22 protein-coding genes are annotated in these 25,043 nt (G+C 43.5%); 6 read left to right on the forward strand and 16 right to left on the reverse strand.

Going from position 1 to position 25,043, the window contains the following annotated elements:
- From ATB74_RS12125 to ATB74_RS12155, 7 genes are all read right to left on the reverse strand, one after another.
- On the reverse strand, positions 1-1,269 hold the full coding sequence (locus ATB74_RS12125; protein WP_061018703.1) for a TadE/TadG family type IV pilus assembly protein: 1,269 nt from the start codon (positions 1,267-1,269) through the stop codon (positions 1-3).
- 16 nt (positions 1,270-1,285) lie between these two features.
- Positions 1,286-1,555, reverse strand: a complete 270-nt coding sequence (locus tag ATB74_RS12130) for a hypothetical protein (RefSeq protein WP_060982600.1) — start codon at positions 1,553-1,555, stop codon at positions 1,286-1,288.
- Positions 1,545-2,999 carry a type II and III secretion system protein family protein gene (locus ATB74_RS12135; protein WP_061018706.1) on the reverse strand — a complete coding sequence of 485 codons (1,455 nt, stop codon included), beginning with the start codon at positions 2,997-2,999 and terminating at the stop codon, positions 1,545-1,547. Before ATB74_RS12135 ends, ATB74_RS12130 begins: the two co-directional genes overlap by 11 nt.
- Positions 3,000-3,007: 8 nt before the next feature.
- Positions 3,008-3,757, reverse strand: coding sequence for a Flp pilus assembly protein CpaB (gene cpaB / locus ATB74_RS12140; RefSeq protein WP_048605624.1), 750 nt, complete (start codon positions 3,755-3,757; stop codon positions 3,008-3,010).
- Complete coding sequence (locus ATB74_RS12145; protein WP_060982602.1) at positions 3,750-5,099, reverse strand: hypothetical protein; 1,350 nt, start codon at positions 5,097-5,099, stop codon at positions 3,750-3,752. The genes cpaB and ATB74_RS12145 overlap by 8 nt, the downstream gene beginning before the upstream one ends.
- A gap of 37 nt (positions 5,100-5,136) precedes the next feature.
- Positions 5,137-5,667 (reverse strand): A24 family peptidase, encoded by a 531-nt coding sequence (locus ATB74_RS12150; RefSeq protein ID WP_060982603.1) that lies wholly within the window; start codon positions 5,665-5,667, stop codon positions 5,137-5,139.
- A gap of 157 nt (positions 5,668-5,824) precedes the next feature.
- Entirely contained in the window at positions 5,825-5,995 is a 171-nt protein-coding gene (locus ATB74_RS12155) for a Flp family type IVb pilin (protein ID WP_060982604.1), read from the reverse strand.
- 194 nt (positions 5,996-6,189) lie between these two features.
- On the opposite strand from ATB74_RS12155, the gene ATB74_RS12160 reads away from it, so the two are divergent.
- Together ATB74_RS12160 and ATB74_RS12165 are read left to right on the forward strand one after the other, a co-directional pair.
- Positions 6,190-6,933: a helix-turn-helix domain-containing protein gene (locus ATB74_RS12160; RefSeq protein ID WP_060982605.1), complete on the forward strand. Its 744-nt coding sequence runs from the start codon at positions 6,190-6,192 to the stop codon at positions 6,931-6,933.
- An 83-nt stretch (positions 6,934-7,016) separates the two neighbouring features.
- The gene (locus ATB74_RS12165) at positions 7,017-8,705 is read left to right on the forward strand and encodes an AMP-binding protein (RefSeq protein ID WP_061018708.1); all 1,689 of its coding nucleotides are present in this window, start codon (positions 7,017-7,019) and stop codon (positions 8,703-8,705) included.
- 49 nt (positions 8,706-8,754) lie between these two features.
- Here the strand turns inward: ATB74_RS12165 and ATB74_RS23795 are convergent, their stop codons facing one another.
- On the reverse strand, positions 8,755-8,961 hold the full coding sequence (locus tag ATB74_RS23795; RefSeq protein WP_081090106.1) for a DUF1127 domain-containing protein: 207 nt from the start codon (positions 8,959-8,961) through the stop codon (positions 8,755-8,757).
- A gap of 104 nt (positions 8,962-9,065) precedes the next feature.
- Here ATB74_RS23795 and ATB74_RS12170 point away from each other — a divergent pair, with 104 nt between their 5' ends.
- Together ATB74_RS12170 and ATB74_RS12175 are read left to right on the forward strand one after the other, a co-directional pair.
- Entirely contained in the window at positions 9,066-10,016 is a 951-nt protein-coding gene (locus tag ATB74_RS12170) for a LysR substrate-binding domain-containing protein (protein ID WP_061018844.1), read from the forward strand.
- 45 nt (positions 10,017-10,061) lie between these two features.
- Positions 10,062-10,274 carry a VF530 family DNA-binding protein gene (locus tag ATB74_RS12175; protein ID WP_012604684.1) on the forward strand — a complete coding sequence of 71 codons (213 nt, stop codon included), beginning with the start codon at positions 10,062-10,064 and terminating at the stop codon, positions 10,272-10,274.
- A gap of 250 nt (positions 10,275-10,524) precedes the next feature.
- On the opposite strand, the gene fusA is transcribed toward ATB74_RS12175, so the two are convergent.
- The gene (fusA, locus tag ATB74_RS12180; protein WP_019819832.1) at positions 10,525-12,612 is read right to left on the reverse strand and encodes an elongation factor G; all 2,088 of its coding nucleotides are present in this window, start codon (positions 12,610-12,612) and stop codon (positions 10,525-10,527) included.
- Between the two features lie 234 nt (positions 12,613-12,846).
- Entirely contained in the window at positions 12,847-14,226 is a 1,380-nt protein-coding gene (gene radA / locus ATB74_RS12185) for a DNA repair protein RadA (protein WP_017063288.1), read from the reverse strand.
- A gap of 161 nt (positions 14,227-14,387) precedes the next feature.
- Here radA and ATB74_RS12190 point away from each other — a divergent pair, with 161 nt between their 5' ends.
- Positions 14,388-16,733 carry a PilZ domain-containing protein gene (locus ATB74_RS12190; RefSeq protein WP_061018710.1) on the forward strand — a complete coding sequence of 782 codons (2,346 nt, stop codon included), beginning with the start codon at positions 14,388-14,390 and terminating at the stop codon, positions 16,731-16,733.
- 111 nt (positions 16,734-16,844) lie between these two features.
- On the opposite strand, the gene serB is transcribed toward ATB74_RS12190, so the two are convergent.
- Positions 16,845-17,825, reverse strand: a complete 981-nt coding sequence (serB, locus tag ATB74_RS12195) for a phosphoserine phosphatase (protein ID WP_017058828.1) — start codon at positions 17,823-17,825, stop codon at positions 16,845-16,847.
- A gap of 109 nt (positions 17,826-17,934) precedes the next feature.
- On the opposite strand from serB, the gene ATB74_RS12200 reads away from it, so the two are divergent.
- Positions 17,935-18,546, forward strand: a complete 612-nt coding sequence (locus tag ATB74_RS12200; protein ID WP_081090108.1) for a YtjB family periplasmic protein — start codon at positions 17,935-17,937, stop codon at positions 18,544-18,546.
- A gap of 190 nt (positions 18,547-18,736) precedes the next feature.
- Here the strand turns inward: ATB74_RS12200 and deoD are convergent, their stop codons facing one another.
- From deoD to ATB74_RS12225, 5 genes are all read right to left on the reverse strand, one after another.
- Positions 18,737-19,456 (reverse strand): purine-nucleoside phosphorylase, encoded by a 720-nt coding sequence (deoD, locus tag ATB74_RS12205; RefSeq protein WP_060982611.1) that lies wholly within the window; start codon positions 19,454-19,456, stop codon positions 18,737-18,739.
- Positions 19,457-19,521: 65 nt separating this feature from the next.
- The gene (locus ATB74_RS12210; RefSeq protein ID WP_061018712.1) at positions 19,522-20,742 is read right to left on the reverse strand and encodes a phosphopentomutase; all 1,221 of its coding nucleotides are present in this window, start codon (positions 20,740-20,742) and stop codon (positions 19,522-19,524) included.
- 76 nt (positions 20,743-20,818) lie between these two features.
- Entirely contained in the window at positions 20,819-22,147 is a 1,329-nt protein-coding gene (deoA, locus tag ATB74_RS12215; protein WP_050619997.1) for a thymidine phosphorylase, read from the reverse strand.
- Between the two features lie 237 nt (positions 22,148-22,384).
- Positions 22,385-23,161, reverse strand: coding sequence for a deoxyribose-phosphate aldolase (gene deoC / locus ATB74_RS12220; protein ID WP_048605645.1), 777 nt, complete (start codon positions 23,159-23,161; stop codon positions 22,385-22,387).
- A gap of 520 nt (positions 23,162-23,681) precedes the next feature.
- On the reverse strand, positions 23,682-24,944 hold the full coding sequence (locus ATB74_RS12225) for a NupC/NupG family nucleoside CNT transporter (protein ID WP_060982613.1): 1,263 nt from the start codon (positions 24,942-24,944) through the stop codon (positions 23,682-23,684).
- Positions 24,945-25,043 lie beyond the last annotated feature (99 nt).

Genomic DNA, 25,043 nt, shown 5'->3' on the forward strand with positions numbered 1-25,043 from the left:
TCAAGATTCCCCACTATTGGGGTCCTTATATAGAACAATCTTATAAGTCCCTTCAGTTGTCGACGTTGTACTACCAGATCCACCAGCAACACTGCAAGAATGGATAAACTCACCAAAAACGGCAGGTGTACCTGAGTTGTTAGTTGGTGCTTTTTGCAACAAGAAAAAGCAGCCAATTTTGTGTACGGTAAAGTCAGTTGCACCGCCACTTTTACCTGAACAATCAACCATAGGAATCGGTAAAATACGACGCCAAGCAACACCATTAGATGCACACCCAGAACCACCGTTTGCTATACAGGCGTTGGTATCTGACTCATATTGAGCATAGTTATAACTTCCGTCAGAATCGATCTCTCCCGTACTGGCATCAATCGTGATTTCATTAGTCGGTTCTGTGGTTACATAATCTGAAGGGTAATCAGATGCCGATAAGCCACCGCCATAATCTCCAAAACGAGTATTCAAACCATCGCCTGTGGGGCCAACCGTGCCACCAGGTTTCGTCGTGATATCTTCACCAATTTTGATTGGCTGGTCATAGCTACCACCTAAACCTTCTTTGACGGTTTTACCACCAGAACCAAAGTCCAACAGGTGATAGTTACCATTACCCATTTCAGATAGTTTGTTATCCCCTACCTTAAGAGCATGAACGGTGCCGACTTCATATCCAAAAACATTAACTATCTCTTCACCTGTCACATCGTGATAGCCATCTTCTGGATCAATATCGTTATCCGAAGTGCCATCACCAATACAAACACCAATGGGTACAACGTTATTGACTACTTCTTGCCCAGAGCTTGGCCCAGCAACAGCACTTGCCGATACTGCCTTATCAAGACCAAACAGTTGAATAAAGAATTCATCCATCTCTAATGCATCCACGCGAACTCGCACATAAACATCATCACTTGCACCGAACGTCGCCGTGCCAGTAAAATCCTGTGGGTCATTCGAATAATCAATGCTTATAGAAGCGGTAGAGAAATCAATTTCTTGATTCCCGGTTGAAGCTGCCATGGCATTGAGTGCCGTACCCACTTCTGCGTCTACAGCGTCTTTATCTTTACTATTGTCTAATATGGTTGCGGCAGCCAACGCTGCAGAATCCACTGCATTTTGTAAGCGCGTTTTATTTACAACCATATGGTTTATGTCTACAGCTAGCGCTGAGACAGCTAGAAAAACCAACAAGGCAGCAGTAATCATCACTGCAACTAAGCCTTGTTGTTTTTTAGGGCTTTGTGATACTCGATACAACATATGAGTACCTCCAGATTTAATTAAACTCTTCTAAGATCTGGCTACTACTTCCAGACAGATCGTTTTCACCTCTGCCTACATATCTATCGTAACCAGTCTGCATCCGCTCCCCCGTACCATCTGGCACTACGAGTAAGTTCTCTTGGGTCGCATTAGGATTGTACGTTTGTTCTGTTTTTACTAGTGCTACCGAATGCCCTAATCGAGCATCATTCGCACAGCCAACTAAAATCATCACGAGAAAGACCATCATTATTCTAATCATATCTATCTCCTTATAAATCATGCCCAAATGAGCCTTCGCTACCACCATCGGTCGGTGGTATATCCTGTGAAGCTTGTGATTGCTCTGAATCCGATTCAGATGGTTCAGCAATGTAAGCGCTTCGACCTAATAAGTAATATTCCAAGTCATTAGGGTCAACAAACGCGTCGGTTGGTAATGTCACTTTGTTTCGGTCGATAGGCTTAGCGAGTCGAGGAGTGACAAGAATGACTAGCTCCGTTTCACCAGATACATACTCTTGGCTATTGAAAAGCTGACCTAAAATCGGCACATCGCCAAAGCCTGGCATCTTGTTACTGATGTCCCTAACATTCTCACTCAACAACCCCGCAATACCGATGGTTTGACCGTCGGCTAATTCAAGCGTCGACGACGCACTTCTTCGGGTAATTGGAGGGATAAAGTAAGTCGCATTGGTAGTACCAGGATCAATCGTTAACGAGCTACTATTGGCAATTTCACTCACATCAACAGCTAAGTTTAGGTTGATTTTTTTGTCACTGAGTACCGTTGGGATGAACTTTAAACCTACACCATATTCTTTATATTCAATGGTAATACCATCCTCATCAGGCACCGGAATGGGAAATTCTCCCCCCGCTAAAAACTCAGCCTTTGAACCGCTTAGCGCGGTTAAGTTCGGTTCAGCCAAGACTTTTGCCACACCATTTTGTTTTGCTACGTCCAATGCGAAAGTAAACAATGTATTACTATCAATGAAAGAACCTAAAATGCCGTAATCGGTAGAGGTAGGAATATTGAAAATTGGGGTGGCACCTAATACACCGGCAGGGACTGAAGACGCCCCCCAAGAAAAGTCAGACCCACTGGTTTGGAAGAAATGGAAGTTCGCATCAAACTTTCTTACCAAGCTTCTTTGAACCTCAGCAACCGTCACCTCTAACATGACTTGTTGAGCCCCGCCAATGGACATCAAATTGATAACACCGGTAGCAGCGGCTTGCTCGCTACCACTTTCATTTGATTTGTCAGCGGTTTGCCCAGATGAATACGTTTCTGCAATTCGCATCGCGACATTCATTTGTTGTTGATTACTCACCTGACCACTCAATAACAGGCGATTCTGCGCGCTGTGGACTTCGATAGTTTCATCTGGAAGGAACTCATATAATTTAGCTTTGAGGCTATTAAGATCATGAGTAACCTCAATGTTAATAGACTCAATTAACCGACCTCGAGAGTCCCAAGCCATTAGGTTTGTCGCACCTAATTTTTTACCAATTAAAAACACTTCATTTGATTTTAAAATTACAATATCTAAAACTTCAGGATCACCAAGAGAAACCTTCGCCGCTTTTCCCGACAGCACGACATGCGTAGATTTATGATGTGGAACCGTGACTGTTTTTCCCGTTTGTAACGCCGCAACACTGGCCGTCGAAATACAAATCAGGCTCAAAACACACGCAATTAATATTCTCATATTTCACCTCAATCCTTGACGCGCACATTAGATGTTTCTGTACCTTTGATAATGGTGACACTTGGTCTAGGCACATATCGACGAACCACTTTTTTCTCAACTTCATGTGGGTTTCTCAAAGTCAGCTGAATATCGCCCTTGCTTTTAGCCGTGAGAAGTTTCTCTGCCTCTTTCGGCGTCATCTCAAGTGTTACCGCTCGTACAATAATCGGACTGTTTTCTTTCGTCTTAGCCGTTTGGTCGACAGCCAAAACCTTGATGTCTTTTAATACTGTTTGAGTCGCTGCAGAATTTTTTCCGTAAGAAACGGTATTGAGAATATCAACCTTGTTACCCGGTAATAAGAAACCCGCTACACCAATAACATCATCAACACGTATCGTTACCGCACGTTTATTTTCAGGGATAAGAGCTGCAAGCGTTGACCCTTCTCCTGGTACAGTAAATCGTAACTTGTGAAGCACCTCTCCCGCATAGACAGTATTCGCAACAACCTTGCCAATCAGCTCTGCTTTATCCGAATAGTTATTTTCATTAATCCAATCAACTTCCATCAATCTGGTGGTTAAAAACTGATCCTCAATAATAGTTCCGGCTTCAATTTCTTGTGATGCGACAACAACAGGGTGACGCTCGACCGTTTCAACTTCAACGGTTGGCTGAACTTGATCATCCATCCACTGCTTAGCAAAAAATACAGCCGCTAAGCCGAATACTACGGACAGTAAAAACAGTAGGAAAACTTGACTCTTATTCATTATTCTCTTCCTCGTGTCCATCAGAGGTAAAATAAACTTCCCATGCCATGGAAAGAATATCGAATGTGATAACAGGTGGTAGCTGCTCAAACGAAAGAATATCTTTGCTTATACCAACGAGATCTTTCGGTAAACATGGGAAAAGTGGCACCTTAAGCAACGTGTGCATTTGAGACAAACGCTCAAAAAAACCATCTTGAAGCTCTACCTCTTTATCAGCAACGACGCTCATCCATAAAGCTTCATAATCTCGCTGATTAAGTGGCTTGAATTCAATCTTGTAACCTAAACGACGTAAAAAGGCAGGATCGCTTATTTTCTTGGGGTTTAGATTGGTAGAAAAGGCAAGGGTTAATACAAATGGCATCGTTATTTGCTGACCATTAGGCAGCGACAAATAGTCGAATGAGTACTCCATCGGTACAATCCAACGGTTAAGAAGCGCATCCACCGGCATGGGCTGACGACCAAGGTCATCAATGATAAAGATCCCATTGTTTGCCATCATTTGAACTGGTGCTAACCAAACTCGACTATTTTCTGAATGATTAACTTCAAGCATATCCATAGTCAGTTCACCCCCAACTTGGATATTTGGCCTTTCACAATTAAGCCAACGCTTGTCGTACTGATCTTTAAGAGAAATGCTTTGATCGCTGCCATTACTATCCAACGGTTTATGATGTTGCGCCGAGAACACCTTGATAATGTTACCTAATGCATAGACTGCATAAGGAATAAATACAGAGGTGTGCAAAGCATTCACAATACGGCTCGCGACAAATGTTTTACCAGTACCAGCGTGCCCATATAACAACAAAGCACGTCCAGAATTGATTGCAGGCCCTAGCACTGAAATCATTTTGTCGACACCATATACATCATTCAGTGCTGCTTCGACATGTGGCCGAGTCACTAGCTCTACTCTCAGGTCTTGCTGCTTTACCACATCACTATATTGGGTAAGTGAAACAGGTGCGGGGCCTAAATAAGCATCACGTTTAAAGGCAAGATCAGCTTCTTCCAGTCCTTTCTCAGAAAGGGAGTAACGGACATGACTATGGGACACTGATGAGAGAGAAAGATCTGAAGTCGGTTGAAATACCTCAATTAACGACTTTTTCCTTAAAACGGCCAGAGCACTTTCCACAATATGGGTGACAACACACATATAATTAGAGAGCTCTAACACATCTGACTTAGGGTAAGCAGACAAATGCTTGAGTACGAGGTTTTCAATAACGACTTCAGGAACACCCAACATATCAATAGATGTAGGAACGGCCGGGGCTGAAATTTGAGGCTTCAAAGTTGTTGGAGCAGTACGCCCTATAATATCCATATATTATTCCTCTCCACAAAGCTAACCAACAACAGGTTTAAGTAAAGTAGCTATACATCGCTAATCCCATAACAACAGAGGGTGCAAAAGGCATTGTCACCTTATTTGAATACCTAGCGTGCAAACTAGTACTTTCATTTGATACTGGTGCTACTCCACCAAGCACAATTAGCTTATTTTCAAAATAGCCTTTGATACTAAGACTGTTCGAGTTGGAAAAGTTATATAGCAAGTAGAAAGTCCCGATCACTCCAGCAGAAAGTAAGATAAAGTACGATGCATCAAGTAATTTCCCCCACCCGAGATACATCCCCACAATACCTAATAGCTTCACATCTCCTGCAGACATAGCTCTTACAAAATATAAGAGTAATCCAAAACAAAAAAACACCACGAATCCAACTAAGGACATTAAAAAAACATTAAAGGTGTAATTGCTGTTAAACATTGATAAAAAGTACACAAACAAAAACAATATCAATATTTTGTTTGGTATACGATGTTTCTCAACATCGTATACCGAAACTGCAATTAGCAATGCCCAAAAAACCGAAGGCTCATTAATCATATATTCAATTCATACACTCGAAAAAATGCTCTGGATTTTACTTAGTAAGGCTGTTGCCATCCCAGAAAAAACCAACCCGATTGCAATAACAAGTAAAGCAGCAGCAATAATGTAGGAAACCGAAGTAAGCCCTCTTTGCTGCTTCACTACTTTTCGGTCATAAACCACTAACGATTGTATTCAGTTTGGTTGCAAGGGTATTCCCTAAACCAGAAAATACAGTTGTCATACCTAATACTAATAATGCTGCACCGATTACATACTCGATAACAGTCAACCCTTCTTCATCTTTCATGAATTCTTTACAATTATTCAAAAACTTATCCATGAGAACCTCTCCTTGATTTACATATCAGGCTTTGTTTACCTGTAAACTAAATCTAGAGGTGAGAGATATATTAGGTTAGGATTTTCTTGCCATTTACTTGCACTTTTTTGTGGTACTTCTAATCTAATTATTATGCTTCGTAATTTATCTATTTTTTAACTCACAATTTAATATGAAATAGAGTTGGTATTTATATGAAAGTAGTCACACCTTTATTATCAGATAAAGACAGTGAATTTAATACTGTTATTATCAATAAAATAAGCCACTACTTCCTCATTGAAAATCATAAGCAAGATATATCTATAATCAGTAACTTAGATGTCAGACTGGTATTTTTTATCTTGAATAGACCGGATAAACTTCAACTACTTACAATGGCATTATCTATTTGTGAAAACTTGAACAAGCGAATAGTCATTATTTGCTCGGATCAGTTACCTAATATCGTTCGAAATCATAAGAATATATTTTTCATTATCGAAACAAACAGTAATCATCTGACCAGTACATTCGAAGAACTCAAGCGTAAAACACAGCATATCTTCGAATCCCACTTCGATCTCGACAGAGACATAAATAACAACAATCAACTGCCTACCAAATTGTTTACTTCTGAGGTTGTTAACTATGTTATGGATAACATAAACAAAGAAATCAGAGAAACGGAGATCGCCGAGAAGTGCCATTGTTCAACAACCTACTTTTCGAAAAAGTTTCATCTACACTTTGGGGTAAGCTTTAGAGACTTTGTTTGTGACAAAAGAGTTCTACTAGCTAAAAAGTTGATTGAGGCGGATACCGAGTCAAAAATAGCTGTAATTGCCTATCAATGTGGATACAAGGATGTATCGTATTTTTCGAGAATTTTTAAGAAAAGGACAGGTGTAACCCCAGCGAGTTACAGGCGTACCTGCACAGATAACAGAAAACGCTAATTTTACTCCCTAAAAGAAAAAATCATGGTACATTTAACATGATTTTAACAAAAATAACTTAGCGAAAAACATGGAGTTAGACAATGATTCAGCCTAACGAGTTTAGCCAAGAAAACGCAACAGCTCTCCCAACACCAAATGAAATGATCCTAAAATGGGCACAAGAACGCCCAAATGAGGTCTATTTAAAACAAATTATTAACCGCCAATTTGTCGAATTTACTTATAAAGAAGTAGCCGACAAAGCACTGAAACTGGCGTCAGCGTTAGAAGGACTCGGAGCCCAACCCGGCGATCGAGTCGCTCTCGTTTCGAAAAACTGTGCAGAGTGGTTTATCTGCGATCTTGCCATGATGTTAGGAGATTTTGTTAGCGTCCCAATCTTTCCAACAGCTGGTGCAGATACCATCCAATACTGTATTGAGCATAGTGAAAGTAAAATAGTGATTGCAGGTAAACTAGATGATCCTACTGCTACCCAAAAGGTATTGGATGACAATCCGAACTTGATCAGCATCTCTCTACCATACGATACGGCAGCCAAATGCCAACACACATTTGAACAGCTGATCGATACACATGAACCATCCACTAAACGTCCTCAACATCACGACGACAAGCTAATGTCATTAGTGTATACATCAGGCACCTCTGGATTACCAAAAGGGGCAATGCTTACATACGGCGCCTTTACATGGTCAGTTCAAAGGCTGATCGACCATATTGGTATCCAACCCGGTGATCGCCTGTTTTCTTACCTACCGCTTGCTCATATTACAGAACGCGTTTATATCTTTGGTTCTTCAGTAATGGGTGGCGTGGTCACGGCTTTCCCTGAGTCTTTAGACACGTTTATTGATGATGTGAAAATGCATCGTCCCACTCTGTTCATTTCAGTTCCTCGTTTATGGACGCTGTTCCAGCAGCGAATCCAAGACAAATTGCCACAGAAGAAACTGAACTTCTTACTTAAGATTCCGTTTATCAACAACATCATTAAGAAGAAGCTTGCCGATGGCCTAGGCTTGGATCAAGCTCGTGTTCTTGGATGTGGCTCTGCGCCTGTATCACCAGCTCTACTTGCATGGTATGAAAGTGTTGGTCTACACATTACCGAGGCATGGGGAATGACAGAGTCTTTCGCCTACAGCACGATTAATCACCCTTTTAGAGCTGACAAAATTGGTACTGTCGGTAACGCAGGCCCGGGGATCGAACTCAAAATTGCAGAGGACGAAGAGATTTTGGTTCGAAGCAAAGGCATGTTCTCTGGTTATTACAAAAATGACATTGCAACCCAAGAGTCTTTTAACTCTGATGGTTGGCTGCATACTGGTGATATTGGTGATATCGACAGCGAAGGCTACCTAACGATTCGTGGACGTAAAAAAGATACCTTTAAAACCGCTAAAGGTAAGTTTGTGGCCCCTGTACCAATCGAAAACAAATTGTTTGAGTACAGCCGCGTAGAAATGATGTGTTTGATCGGTTTAGGTTTACCTGGCCCAATCCTACTTGTCGTACCGCATGACTTCCCTAATTTTGATCGAGCTCGCTACGAAAGAACCACAAAGCGAGTCATCGAGAAAATGAATGAGCAGCTTGCCTCTCATGAGAAGATCAAAGGCGTACTAATGATTAAGGAACCATGGAGCATCGATAATGGTGTTCTTACCCCTACTCTCAAGATAAAGCGACACATACTTGAACAAAAGTACCACGAAGTCGGACACAACTGGCCAAAAGATAAATTGGTAGTTTGGGAAGAGTAACCAAAATAGAGAGGGAGCCATTACGGCTCCTTTTCCACAACAAAAACGCTCACTCCCAAAACGATTTCTTCAATTCTCTCTCAAGTTGCTCATAAGTAATTCCTACATCTTTCAGTAGATAGTCTGGAAGTTCAGACAAATGTTTTCTAGTTCTATGATTCTGAAGATACAGCCTCAATTTAGAATAGAATTTCTTAGCTGATAACATTGATAGTAATGAATTATGACGGTTTGACGTTGCTGTTATCGCATTCATACACCCTTCCTCTATTGATCTTTCACTTTATTGAGGTTAATAATCAACCAACAAAGCATCAGCGACAAACGATTGATACTGACATTCAGTTAAGGAAAACTAATGTGAGAGAACGAACCCCACCATTTCTAGGGATCTATTACTTTTACACGGCGGCAGAAACAGGTAGTTTTAAACTCGCCGCACAAAAGCTATTTGTCACGGCTGCAGCAATCAGCCAACAAATTCGCCAACTTGAAGAGTGGTTAGGAGCAGATCTGTTTATTCGCCAACACCGAAAAATAGTGTTAACCCATGAAGGGGAAGTGCTATATCTACAAGCGAAAAAAGGCTTTGCTCATATTCAAGATGGCGTAAGGCGAATCAATCAAGACCCTAACCCTACTCAACTATCCATCTCTACCGTACCTTCCTTTGCTCAACATTGGTTAGTACCTAGAATTGGCGACTTTCGTGATCGCCACCCAGATCTATCCATGCTAATTGAGCCGACCAACAAACTGGTCACCTTTGAGGATTCCAATGTCGATATTTGTGTTCGCTACGGTCACGGTAACTACGCAAATATTGAGTCTCGTTGGTTAATGGACGAGGTGGTGTACCCAGTTTGTCACCCAATTTATCAAGAGAAACATGGTATTTATGACATCGACGATCTGCATAAAGCTGAACTTATTGAAGACCGTTGGCCTGATATGGATTGGAATCTTTGGTTACAAGCCGCAGGAGTAAAAGCTGGCCGCACATCATTGCAATTTGATGGCTCTCACTTTGTGTTAGAAGGTGCGCTATCCGTTCAAGGTGTCGCGCTCGTTAAGCACAGCTTGGTATACCGCTATTTAAAAGAAAAGAAATTGGTGCGAATCGGAAACATAGCACTGAAGCCTAAATACAATTATTTTTTATGTGCACCTCCAGGTTACTTCCATCGAGAAAAGATAAAACGATTCGAAGAATGGATGCAGGCTCAAGTTAAATTGTTTGGTGATACAGGCAGAGAAGAGCTGTCGATTATCCACACCGATTACGAACTAAAATGGTCGGATAATTCATAAAGCGAAACTGGTATACTTAGCTCAAATAAATGGCGAGAACATCTCATGACACAAGACAATAATCCACTTCACGGTATCACTCTACAGAAGCTACTGACTGAATTGGTTGAACATTACGGTTGGGAAGAGTTGAGTTACATGGTAAACATCAACTGCTTTAAAAAAGACCCGAGCATTAAATCGAGCTTAAAATTTTTGCGTAAAACAGATTGGGCTCGTACCAAGGTAGAGCAGATTTACATCGACTTAAAGCGTTAGTCTCTCCCTGCTTTATCAGTCCCGTGTTGATTAAATACGGGACAACCCCTGTGTCTACTTTTAGGGGCTATATCACATCTCGCATCTCGCATCTCGCATCTCGCATCTCGCATCTCGCATCTCGCATCTCGCATCTCGCATCTCGCATCTCGCATCTCGCATCTCGCATCTCGCAGTATGTTACAAACAATAAAAAGCCCCGCAAGCTTTCACTTGCAGGGCTTTTTTAGTTACTTGAGAAAAGGGCTAATTACTTACCAGCTTCTTTTTCTGCTTTAACTTTTGCAATCACTTCGTCAGCAACGTTAGTTGGACATGGTGCGTATTGTGCGAATTCCATAGAGAATTGGCCACGACCAGAAGTGATAGTACGTAGGTGACCGATGTAGCCAAACATCTCAGAAAGAGGTACGTCAGCTTTAATACGAACACCAGTTACGCCAGCTTGTTGATCTTTGATCATACCACGACGACGGTTAAGGTCACCGATAACATCACCAACGTGATCGTCTGGAGTGAACACGTCAACGTTCATGATAGGCTCAAGAAGTTGCGCGCCAGCTTTAGGCATAGATTGACGGAATGCACCTTTCGCTGCGATTTCAAATGCGATAGCAGATGAATCGACTGCGTGGAAACCACCATCGAAAAGTTCAACTTCAACGTCTAGAGTTGGGAAGCCAGCTAGTACGCCGTTTTCCATCATAGATGCGAAGCCTTTCTCAACTGCAGGCCAGAATTCTTTAGGAACGTTACCGCCCACAACTACAGAGTTGAACTTGAAGCCAGAACCTGCTTCGCCTGGTTTGATACGGTAATCGATCTTACCGAATTGACCAGAACCACCAGATTGCTTCTTGTGCGTGTAGCTATCTTCAATTGCTTGAGTGATAGTTTCACGGTAAGCAACTTGAGGAGCACCTACAGTTAGGTCAACGCCGTATGTACGCTTAAGGATATCTACCTTGATGTCTAGGTGAAGCTCACCCATACCTTTCAGGATAGTTTCGCCAGTCTCTTCGTCAGTCTCAACTTGGAAAGATGGATCTTCTGCAACCATTTTACCGATCGCGATACCCATTTTCTCAGAACCGCCTTTATCTTTAGGAGATACAGCGATTGAGATTACTGGAGTTGGGAATACCATTGGCTCAAGCGTTACTTGGTGCTTAGGATCACATAGAGTGTGACCAGTTTGCACGTTCTTCATACCAACGATCGCAATGATGTCACCAGCTTGTGCGCTAGTTAGTTCGTTACGGTCATCAGCTTGCATCTCAACCATACGGCCAACACGTTCTGTCTTGCCAGTGAATGAGTTAAGAATCGTGTCACCTTTGTTCAGTTTACCAGAGTAAATACGAACGAAAGTTAGAGCACCGAAGCGGTCATCCATGATTTTGAATGCAAGCGCTTTGAAAGTTTCATCTGTAGAAACGATAGCGTGTTCGCCAGTTTCTTCGCCGTTCTCATCCATTAGAGGTTGAGGATCAACTTCAGTTGGTGCTGGTAGGTAATCTACTACAGCATCAAGGATAAGTTGCATACCTTTGTTCTTGAACGCAGAACCACAGAACGTAGGGAAGAATGCGATATCACGAGTACCTTTACGGATACAACGCTTGATGTCTTCGATAGAAGGCTCTTCACCTTCCATGTAAGCTTCCATTAGGTCATCGTCTTGCTCTACAGCAGTTTCGATTAGCTCTTCACGGTATTGCTCAACGTCATCAACCATGTCCGCAGGAACATCTGTGATTTCGTAGTTTTCAGGAAGACCAGTGTCATCCCAAACGTATGCTTTACGGCTTAGTAGGTCTACAACACCAACGAATTCGTCTTCACGACCGATTGGTAGAACCATAACTAGAGGAGTAGCACCTAGAACGTTTTTAACTTGGTCAACAACGTTGTAGAAATCTGCACCCATACGGTCTAGTTTGTTAACGAAGATCAGACGAGATACTTCTGATTCGTTAGCGTAGCGCCAGTTAGTTTCTGATTGAGGTTCAACACCACCAGAACCACAGAATACACCGATACCGCCATCAAGAACTTTAAGAGAACGGTATACTTCAACTGTGAAGTCAACGTGTCCAGGAGTATCGATAACGTTTAGACGGTGATCGTTCCAAAAACAGCTTACAGCTGCTGATTGGATAGTAATACCGCGCTCAGCTTCCTGTTCCATGAAGTCAGTCGTTGATTCGCCATCATGTACTTCACCAGTCTTGTGGATTTGACCAGTTAGCTTAAGGATACGCTCAGTGGTAGTTGTTTTACCCGCATCAACGTGCGCGAAAATACCAATGTTTCTGTATTTCGATAAATCTGCCATTGTCTTACTCTGTTAATAGGATATAAAATGCGCGCAGAGTATATCACAATCTGTGAAGACTGATAGCTTTGCATGCATTTGGGACTAAAAAACTTTGCCTTTTTCTAACATATAGAAAAAAGCAATCTATAGAAACAATCTAAGTGACTGTTAAGTTTAGTGCTAACCTAAAGCGTACATAGCGCTCAAGTTAGACTGAATTTCTGCTGTATAGAGTAGCTGAAGTGAGCTCAATTACAACTCATCAAAAGCATTAATTGCTTCCGATAATTTTTTCACGCCGTGGATCTGCATTCCAGGAATGCCGCCTTTAGGCATGTTTGCTGCCGGTACGATCGCTTTCTTAAAGCCGTGTTTAAATGCCTCATTAAGACGCTCTTGCCCACTCGGTACCGGTCGAATCTCACCCGCTAGGCCCACTTCGCCAAAAACCACCACATCTTTTGGTAATGCACGGTCTCTGAAACTTGAAAGTAGAGCCATCACCAACGCAAGATCAGCACTGGTTTCGGTTACTTTAACACCACCGACGACATTCACAAACACATCTTGATCAGCCATTTGTAAGCCGCCGTGTTTATGCAGCACCGCTAATAACAATGAAAGCCTGTTTTGTTCTAGGCCGACAGCGACACGACGCGGGTTAGCCAGCTGGGAATAGTCCACAAGCGCTTGGATTTCAACAAGCAGTGGACGAGTACCTTCCCACACAACCATAACCGAACTGCCCGAGGTTTCTTCTTCACCACGAGATAAGAAAATTGCCGATGGGTTGCTGACTTCTTTTAGTCCTTGGCCTGTCATAGCAAACACGCCGAGTTCATTGACCGCACCAAAACGGTTTTTGTGGCTGCGCAGTGTTCTAAAGCGGCTGTCAGTTCCGCCATCCAATAGAACAGAACAGTCAATTATGTGCTCAAGCACTTTTGGCCCGGCTAAGGTGCCATCTTTAGTTACGTGTCCCACTAAGAACACAGCAACATTATTTTGTTTTGCGTAGCGCGTTAGTGCAGTTGCCGATTCACGTACCTGAGCAACACTGCCCGGTGAAGATTGAACATCCGCGACATGCATAACCTGGATTGAATCGATAACCATGATCTTTGGCTGTTCTTTTTCCGCAACCTGACAGATTTTATCAACGTTGGTTTCAGAGAGCATTTTTAAGTGCTCCTTTGGCAATCCAAGTCGAGAAGCGCGCATCGCAACCTGCTGCAACGATTCTTCACCTGTGACATAGAGTGTCGGCAATTGAGAAGAGAGCTGACACATAGTTTGCAACAACAAGGTTGATTTACCAGCCCCCGGGTTACCACCAATCAGGATTGCAGCGCCTGGTACAACACCGCCACCGAGTACGCGGTCGAGTTCTTTGAAGCCACTGCTAAAGCGTGGCACTTCTTGTAAGTCGATTTCCGACAACGTTTGAACTGATGACTCGGTTGCACCACCAGCATAACCACTCAATCGTTCATTACGCGCTACCTGAGGTGAAGCGGCTAACCTAACTTCTGTAATCGTGTTCCAAGCACCACATGCGTTGCACTGCCCCTGCCAACGTGGAAAGTCAGCACCACAGTCATTACACACATAAGCTCGCTTTGCCTTAGCCATAAAACCTCAATAATTTACTCAGTTACACAATGATGTTGTCAATTTGTGACTTATTTGACCGTACGGGTGAAAATAAACGTTGCAGTCATACCACTTATACTTAAAGATCGATTTAAACTAGTCGATAACATAAATGCACCGTCCATTCTAACAAGAAAAGTATGCAGCAATCTGAAATTCTATCTGTAGCAGAGCGTCTTATCCCGGCCTACCACGCCGAAGATTTCGAATTCCTTCTTTCTCAAATGACAGAAGGCGAATCTCCGTCTCTAAAACTGCTGGTTAAAATGGAACTGAATCGTATCATGGCTCCGTGTACAAAGAGCATTGATTTACGTGGGCGCATTGATAATGAATGTCGTCAGTTCACGTTAGACGGCCGTAAGCACTGGCTCGATGATATCGCCTTAAACGCGTATCAACGTGGCACTAAAAAGTTTAAAGGTTACACAGAAGGCGCATGGGAGTTAGTAATGACTCCGCGAACTCAGCCAATGAGCGTAGTTAAAACATCTTCTCAAGGTAACCGCGACATTACTAGCGCCAACAGTCCGTATGAAGCGGAAGCGATTAACCTAGGTTACGACTTAAAGCGTCAAGAGAACAGACTCAAGATTAGCTCGCAGGTTGAGATCACCACATCGAAAGGGCAAAGCCTACATGGTGTAACAGTTGATATATCTCCGTCGGGTGCAAAGTTCAAGGTGCCGAGCGCCTTTAGATATAACCTCGGCGAAATCATCAGCGTTAAGTTCACAGAGCTTATCGAAAAGTCCCAAGAAAACGATGTTAACCAAGCGGTTGAATTTCGTGTTTTGGGTATCGACGAATCTTATGAGAACAACGCGGTCAAATTTCTAAGAACCATCAAGGTAAGCGATAACAATGTTGTGGCTCGCTTACTCGATGAGTCTTTAAATAGCACCAGTAAAAAAACCAGCCATGAGAACCAAGATAGGATCATTCGAACTCGTACGCGAGGAATCGAACACACCTATCTAAAGCATACTTGTAACCTTCCGCTGTTCTTCAGCGGCAGTGAATTAAAGCTTGCCCTATTGACGGCTAACAACCATCCGTTATGGCAATACTGGCACGACGAGCGAAATCAACAAGCGCTGGGCACCCTGTTCAACGAGCAACGTATGAACCTGCTGGCTAAGCCAGGAGTAAAGGGAACCAGTAACGTTATCTACTCTTTTACCCATGAACACCAAAACAAGACCTTGTTCTATTCAATGATGCTACCTGAAGCCTCTCGTGAACAAAGACAGCTGTTCTGGCACATCGGTGGTAAACGTAAAAGTTGGAAAGCGTTCAAGTTCTCGGTTTTCGAACTTTCAGACACCGAGCGACAAGCATTAGCTAAGCACTCGGATACGCTGGCTCAAAGCTCAGCTCAACTGACGCATTGCGGAATCTTGCAAGAGATCGGTGATCACGAAAGTGCAGCTGACTATCTTCTGAGTGAAAAGCCACGTATACCAAGCAGTGAATTAAACCGCTTCCGTCACCCACGTACTGTCGTCGGCAATATTCAAAGCATCTACTTTGACTCTCAGACCCGTCGTAAAGAGCCGAGGTACCAATTTAAGTCACCGCTGCAGCTTACATCACAAGATGGCGCAGCGGCGAACGGACACACCTTAGATATCTCGAAGCGTGGACTGAGCATTAACCTTGAACACCCTATGGTCCTCAAGATTAATGATCCGGTATTGGTGAACTTTAATGAACTGCAGCTTTATGACAAGAACCTGCCACTGAGCACCGTGCCTTACCAGGTGATTCGAGTGAGCCCGAATGGCCGCAACGTGCAACTGGTTATTGCCGAGAACGCCAAGACGATGCGTACCATCGCTTTCCTTAATGGACTTATCGATCAGAATCAAAGCAAGCTGATTAAGAAGCAAGAGATACTGCCAACACATTCGCTGCTCGAATCTCTGCACAACATTTTGTTGAGCAAGATGGTCAGCAACCCAATATTCATTGATAAGCCAGGTTCAACGCTGCGCTGTAAGATCATTGGTGTGAATTTTCCATTAAATAAGCATCTAACGTTACTTGCTAAGCTTGGCCATAATCAAAAGTTCTCACTCGAACCGATTTTCAAAGGGCACTCTAACTCACTGTTAGCTGAGCCACTGAAAAGAATTGAAGGTGCAGAGCCGAAACACCATGACGTATACATTGCCGCGGTAAAGTTTGGCGACAAGATCCAATCGGTACACACCAAGTTGGTCAAAGACTTCGCCTCAGCAAAGGAACGCATCTTATTCATTAAGAAAGCGCAGCATTTAGGTGACGTGTATGTATTACGAGTCACGACTGCACCTATCTTTAATCCGTTGACAAGTTTATTCCAGTCAGATTTAGAAGAGCTTTCACGCATCAGCATGCATCAAGCTAAGAAGCTAGAGAATGAAGTTACTGCATTTATCGGTTATGGCGAAATAGAAGATATTACTGATGAAGTGTTGATTCGATTGGAGCTGACTCGTTAGGTCAGCATCAATTTACTGGATTTGAAAATAGAAAAAGCAGGCTCATCACCTGCTTTTTGTCTGAGTCACTATTGTCAATAGATACATAGCCAATAGTACTTAGGTAGACCCCTAAGGTTTCGCTTGCCAACTGATCTTCTGCTGCTTAGCCAATACACCCGACAAGATGCACAGCACCCCGCCTAAACCTGCATAACGCACAGCGGTTTGAGCTTGTTGCTCTACTTTCGGTTTCGCGTGATAGGCAATACCTAAACCTGCAGAACCCATCATAACCAAGTCATTGGCACCATCACCAACGGCAACGGTATTATGCAGTTCTAATTCATACTCTTCAGCCAGCTCGACCAAGATATCCGCTTTAGTCTGCGCGGAAACAACATCGCCTAAAACTTCGCCCGTCAACTTACCATTGACGATCTCAAGTGTGTTTGACTGAGCGTGGTCAAGATCAAGAGTATCTTTCAGGTAGTCAGAGAAGTAAGTAAAACCGCCTGAGGCAATCGCTGTTTTCCAGCCGAGCTTATTCAGAGTATTCACCAGCCCGACCAAATCTGGCATGAATGGCAATGACTGACGCACTTGCTCTAATATCGACTCATCCGCACCTTTCAGTGCTCCTACTCGTTGGCGTAGGCTTTGTTCAAAATCGAGCTCGCCTTGCATTGCTCGTTCTGTGATTTCAGAGACTAACTCTCCCACTCCAGCCAGCTTGGCAATCTCATCGATGCATTCAATTTGAATCGCTGTGGAATCCATATCCATCACGATCAAACCTGGCTTAGATAAGTCTGGGACCTCGCTAAGGCAAGCATAATCAAGCTTTAACGCTTGGAGGATTTCTTCGTGTGCTGGTGTTAGATTGCCTGACATCAAAGCCACTTCATAATGCCCAACCTTCCACGTATCGAGGATGGTGTTGTAAGTGCCAGTGAAGAAGTCGATATCATCGAATGATTGTGGAGATAGATACTCACCGAACACAATCCAATTGGCTTTGGATTTAGCGAGTTGAGAAGCGAAACGAGTCTCGGGGAGTCGAGTTAGTAATGTGGTATGCCTTTTTATCGGCAGATATTTCTGAGCGTCCATGTGTATGATTCCTAATTAACTATGCTAAACGTTAACCTATTGCAATTTGAAAACGCAAGTCTCAATATGTCTTAATCATAACATTTGTTTATTTCAGGCTTCGTGAAACATGAATGAATCATTGTTCTCAATACGTAACGCTTTACGAATGCTAGCCCTCATTTTGCTGGCTACCATGTTCGTTGTAACAATTAAAAATACGGTCGTGATCAGTAAAGGTAACGAGAAGATCCAAGCGAAACAGTTGGAAACTCTTACCAAGCTGCTTATCTCTCAGGCATCACTTTCAGCCAGCAAAATGATCACGCAACAAGACCAAGAGCGATTGCTTGATCTGACTAATCAGCTATCTCAAGACCGACTGGTGTTTGATACCACCATCTATGATGCAGAGGGTATTCGACTGGCTTCGAGCGAAAAAGCTCTCTCCGTACGCGAGGTTCTTGGCTTAGATACGCCACTTTCAACAGCAAGTATCGGTAGACAACAATTAGTTGAACCTATTTATTCACCAGAGAAGACGATCATCGGCTTTATTCGAGTGACCTTCGAAACGGGTAAGATGACTGCAATTTCTGATCACCATTATCGCAAAAGTGATCGCTACATGATCGGTATGGTGCTGATGGGTTTTGTAAGTGGTGTGCTGTTTGTCATGCTCATTCGTAGGAGGAAGACTAAAACTGGCGAGAATTTGCTGCTCAAAAATGCTAGCTCATAGACATCTCGATTCAGCAGAAAAAGGACTCGGTATAGCAAGCCAGTAGCAATGTGAGAAATTCGACGGAGTTCTCGGTTGAGTTAACAGCAGCCAATGACGTTCGTGCTAAATACAATAAAAAGCCCCGAAGCTCAGGCAGCAACGGGGCTTTTTGTTATCTGTTAACTTATCAAGCTAAGACAAATCAATATTATTCTTGGTCACCAAGCAACACTGAGTCTAATGCGATAACCATCATGTCGTTGAAAGTCGTTTGACGTTCATCTGATGTGGTTTGCTCACCGGTCTTGATGTGATCAGAAACAGTACAAATCGTTAGAGCTTTTGCACCGTATTCAGCACATACACCATAGATGCCTGCAGCTTCCATCTCTACGCCAACAATGCCGTATTTGTCCATTACTTCGAACATCTCTGGATCTGGTGTGTAGAACAACTCAGCCGAGAACAGGTTACCGACTTTTACGCCGACACCGTGAGCTTTGGCTGCATCTTCTGCCGCGCGCACCATCTTGTAATCCGCAATAGCTGCAAAGTCATGACCTTTAAAGCGAATACGGTTCACTTTAGAGTCAGTACATGCGCCCATGCCGATCACCACATCACGTACTTTGATATCTTCGCTCACTGCACCACAACTGCCGACACGAATGATCTTCTTCACACCAAAGTCTTTGATCAGCTCAGTCGCGTAAATAGAACAAGACGGGATACCCATACCATGCCCCATTACGGAAACCTTACGACCTTTGTAAGTACCGGTGTAACCAAACATGTTGCGAACGTCGCACACTTGAACCACTTCTTCTAGGAAGGTTTCAGCGATGTATTTAGCACGTAGCGGGTCGCCTGGCATTAAAACTACGTCAGCGAAATCACCCATTTCAGCATTAATATGTGGAGTAGCCATTGAAAATATCCTTAATCTCAAAACAAAAAAAGAAGAGAGAGGTTTCCCTCTCTCTTCGTTAACTATTATAGAAAGCTTGTACCGTGTCCCATTGGCGATGTGCCAAAGTATGACGCTAAGCTTTGACCGATATCAGCGAAAGTATCACGACGGCCTAAAGAACCTGCTGGAACCTTTTGACCGTAAACAATCACAGGGATGTGCTCACGAGTATGGTCAGTACCTGGCCATGTCGGATCACAACCGTGGTCAGCCGTTAAGATAAGTACATCGTCTTCTTTCATCATATCGATAATTTCATTGATGCGACCATCGAAGTACTCAAGTGCCGCTGCGTAACCCGCAACATCACGGCGGTGGCCGTAAGCTGAGTCGAAATCAACGAAGTTAGTGAACACGATAGTGTTGTCGCCCGCTTCATTGATCGCTTCTTTGGTTGCTTCAAATAGCGCAGGGATACCTGTTGCTTTGGTTTTCTGAGTGATACCACAACCCGCGTAGATATCAGAGATCTTACCAATTGAGTGAACGTTACCGCCCTTCTCATCAACCAACTTCTGAAGAATGGTGGCTGCAGGTGGCTCAACAGAAAGGTCACGACGGTTACCAGTGCGCTCAAATTGACCTTTACCTAGGCCAATGAACGGACGAGCGATAACACGACCAATGTTATAGTCTTCGAGCTCTTCACGAGCAATCTGACAAAGGTCTAATAGTTTTTGTAGGCCGAATGTCTCTTCGTGACAAGCAATCTGGAAAACAGAGTCTGCAGAAGTGTAGAAGATAGGCAAGCCAGTCTTCATGTGCTCTTCACCTAGGTTATCTAGGATTTCCGTGCCAGATGAGTGGCAGTTACCTAAGAAACCAGACAGGCCTGCACGCTCAAGGATGCGGTCAGTCAGTTCTTTTGGGAAGCTGTTCTCTTTGTCAGTGAAGTAGCCCCAGTCAAACAGTACCGGAACACCTGCGATTTCCCAGTGACCTGATGGCGTGTCTTTACCAGAAGACAGCTCAGCAGCGTGACCATAAGCGCCAATGATTTCCGCGTCTGCATCCATACCAGGAGCAAAACGACCTGTAGACTCTTTGTGAGCCATCGCTAGACCTAGCTTAGACAGGTTTGGCAGCGTCAGTGAACCTTTACGATCTGCATTGTCTGCAAGACCTTGGTCACAATGATCTGCGATGTGGCCCATAGTGTCAGAACCTACATCACCGAATTTGTCCGCATCCGCTGTTTCACCGATACCGAATGAATCTAAAACTAAAATAAATGCTCTTTTCATTTTCTTCACCAACTTATTGCTCTTTGCACCAGAACTCTGTTTATCGGTATACGCTAGGCATACCGATATCTGTTATTTACACGTCTTCAGAACGAATCTGACGGTAAACGTCTGGCGTTGCTGTATATTCTCCGCCCACAGTGATTGCATTTTGTAATGCCGTTGCAGCTTCTTGCCACTGTTGTTCGTTGCGAGCATGAATCATTGCTAATGGCTTATCTTCACTTGCTACTTCACCTAGGCGAATAAAGTGATCAAAACCGACTGCGTAATCAATGCTGTCCGTTGCTACGCGGCGACCACCGCCCATACCAACGACAGCCATACCAATTGCACGAGTATCCATTGCTGATACCACACCGCTTTCTAGCGCGTACACTGGCTTAATAATGTCTGCTTTTTCTAGGTAGTTATCGTAGTTCGTTACGAAATCTGCTGGACCACCAAGGCCCGCTACCATTTTACCAAAGCACTCTGCTGCTTTACCGTTATCCAGCACTGCCATCAGTTTTTCACGCGCTTCATCTGAATCTTTAGCTAGGTTACCCAGTACCAACATTTCAGCACACGATGCTAGAGTGATCTCTAACAAGCGTGGGTTACGGTATTCACCCGTTAGGAACTGAACCGCCTCACGAACTTCCACTGCGTTACCCGCTGAAGAAGCCAGTACTTGGTTCATGTCCGTTAGGATTGCTGTTGTTTTAGTACCCGCACCATTTGCTACTGCAACGATAGATTTCGCTAGCTCTTCTGACGCTTCGTAAGTTGGCATGAACGCGCCTGAACCTACTTTTACATCCATCACTAGAGAATCAAGGCCCGCTGCCAGTTTCTTAGATAGGATTGAAGCCGTGATTAGCGAGATGTTATCGACTGTTGCTGTGATATCACGAGTCGCGTACACACGCTTGTCAGCAGGAGCTAGATCGCCTGTTTGACCGATGATCGCTACGCCAGCATCTTTAGTTACTTCACCGAACACTTCGTTGGTTGGTGTAATGTTGTAACCTGGGATAGATTCTAGCTTGTCTAGCGTACCGCCAGTGTGGCCTAAACCACGACCAGAGATCATTGGAACGAAACCGCCACATGCTGCCACCATAGGGCCAAGCATCAGAGAAGTAACGTCACCAACACCACCAGTAGAGTGTTTATCAACGATTGGGCCATCAAAATTCATGTGGCTCCAGTCAATCACCATGCCTGAATCACGCATTGCACACGTTAGTGCGATACGCTCTGGCATGGTCATTTCATTAAAAAAGATTGCCATTGCGAATGCTGCAATTTGGCCTTCAGAAACCGTATTTTTAGCCACGCCTTGAATGAAGAAGTTAATTTCTTCAGCTGTTAAGACTTCACCGTCACGTTTTCTGCGAATAATTTCTTGAGGTAGATACATTAGTGCCTCCCAAACTCTAGTGAGTATGGTTTGTAGGGAAAGAGGTAATATGGAGTGACTTAACGCCACTCCATCAAACAGACTTGTTATTTTCAATACTCTAAATATTTGGCGTTGCAGCTAGGCGACCAGTGAGTTCATTCCTATGAGCATAGAGGCTCTATGTGATTAGGACGGCCGGCGAACCGGTGAACTTACGCAGTCAACAACGCTGCGGCGTCAAATATGACGAGTAAACTAGTATGCTGCTGGATCAGCAGTCTGGTCTGTCACTTCTAATGTATTAAGAAGGTTAGTTAGTAGGCTTGAAGCACCAAAACGGTAGTGCATGTTATCTGCCCACTCAGCGCCTAGTAGTTCATCAGCCATTGCTAGGTATAGTGCTGCATCTTCAGCAGTACGTACGCCACCAGCAGGTTTAAAACCAACTGTTTTAGCAACACCCATGTCACGAATAACTTCAAGCATCATGCGCGCGAACTCTGGAGTCGCGTTTACTGGCACTTTACCTGTTGAAGTTTTGATGAAGTCAGCACCTGCTTCGATACAGATTTGAGAAGCTTTCTTGATCAGTGCTTCTTCTTTAAGTTCACCAGTTTCGATGATCACTTTAAGCGTGATGTCACCACAAGCTGCTTTACACTGTTTAACTAGCTCAAAGCCAACTTCTTCGTTGCCAGCAATAAGAGCACGGTATGGGAATACTACGTCAACTTCGTCTGCGCCGTACGCTACCGCTGCTTTTGTTTCTGCAACAGCAATTTCGATGTCGTCATTACCATGAGGGAAGTTAGTTACAGTCGCAATGCGTACTTCTGGAGTACCTTGCTCACGCAACGCTTTCTTAGCTGCTGGGATAAAGCGAGGGTAAATACAGATTGCAGCGGTGTTACCAACTGCAGTCTTCGCATCATGACAAAGCGCCACTACTTTTTCAGTAGTATCGTCATCATTTAGCGTAGTTAGGTCCATAAGTTTAAGTGCACGTAGAGCTGCTGCTTTTAAATCGCTCATTTCTATCTCCGATCAATATATTCAAATAGTTAACTACTTCGCCATCCATCCAGTATAGATGGATATTTTAGTAATGCTCAGTAGTCACAAATGAACGGACTTGGTTCCCTGAAGACTTGATAACTTTCGCTACCAATTGCAATCCTTGTCACCGCACAGTACCTGTTTGGTCTATGGCACAACAAATCAGTCATGTTGTGTCTAACATCTATAGCGTATCGCTAATCTTGGCTTAATCCCAGAAGAATAACGTTCGAGTTGATTCGAGGTTACTTTCTTGCCAACAGAGACATCCTATCCCTTTAGCTTATACATTATAGGTATCCATTAATAAATTGTAGTGCTCCTTAGAACGCAAACGGTTTGTATCTCAAAAAAACATTCTAGACCCATTATTGAATCCCAGTATCAGCTCATGCTCATACTAAAAATCACTAGGCCTAAAAACAAAAAAGCCCCGCAGCAATTTCTTGCTACGGGGCGATATTATTATGGCGTCTATATATCTAAATCTACTTGATTAGAAAGATAGGAAGAAGCCAGCAATTGTTGCTGCCATCAAGTTAGATAGAGTACCAGCAATAACCGCTTTAACACCCATACGAGCGATGTCGTGACGACGAGCTGGTGCAATACCACCTAGACCACCTAGAAGAATCGCAATTGAAGAAAGGTTTGCGAAACCACATAGTGCGAATGCGATGATAGCTTGAGTCTTCTCAGACATCACTTGACCAGTTGCTGCAACAACTTGAGCATTCTCACCAACGTATGGTACGAAGTTTAGGTATGCAACGAATTCGTTAACAACTGTCTTCTGACCAATGAAAGAACCAGCGATAGTTGCTTCTTCCCATGGAACACCAATGATGAATGCTAGCGGTGCGAAGATCCAACCTAGAAGAAGTTCTAGAGTTAGGTTTTCCATACCGAACCAACCACCGATGCCACCTAGGATACCGTTGATTAGAGCAATTAGACCGATGAATGCTAGTAGCATTGCACCAACGTTAAGAGCTAGTTGTAGACCAACTGATGCGCCACCTGCTGCTGCGTCGATAACGTTAGCTGGTTTGTCATCGCCACCGTCCATTTCGTCAGCGATGTTGTCGTCTGGCGTATCTGTTTCAGGCTTGATGATTTTAGCGAATAGTAGACCACCAGGTGCAGCCATGAATGACGCTGCAACTAGGTACTCTAGAGGTACACCCATAGATGCGTAACCTGCTAGTACACCACCAGCTACAGAAGCCAAACCACCACACATTACTGCGAATAGTTCAGAGTTAGTCATTTTAGGAACAAATGGACGAACAACTAGAGGTGCTTCAGTTTGACCAACGAAGATGTTTGCTGCTGCAGACATAGACTCGGCGCGAGAAGTACCTAGAGCTTTCTGAAGACCACCACCTAGAACTTTGATTACAATTTGCATTACACCAATGTAGTAAAGTACAGAGATAAGTGCAGAGAAGAAAATCAGAGTTGGTAGTACTTGGAAAGCAAAGATGAAACCGATACCGTCAACTGAGAAGTTAACTAGGCTGCCGAATAGGAAACCAGTACCGTCTTTACCGTAGTCGATCACGTTTGCTACACCAGCAGAGAAACCTGCAAGTAGATCACGACCCCAAGGGATGTAAAGTACGAATGCACCAAGTGCGAATTGGATAGCGAAAGCGCCACCCACTGTTCTTAGATTAATAGCTTTGCGGTTGTCAGATAGTAGTACTGCGATTGCGATCAGTGCAACCATTCCGACTAGGCTCATAAACAGGCTCATAGTTTATGACTTCCTTATTAGTTATTTATTGGCGTGTTACAAAATGGGGCTATAAAGCGGAGGCAATTATACTCATGCGACCACTAATAAAGTAATGCC

The sequence above is a fragment of the Vibrio splendidus genome, assembly GCF_001557875.1.
GTDB lineage: Bacteria > Pseudomonadota > Gammaproteobacteria > Enterobacterales > Vibrionaceae > Vibrio > Vibrio splendidus_F.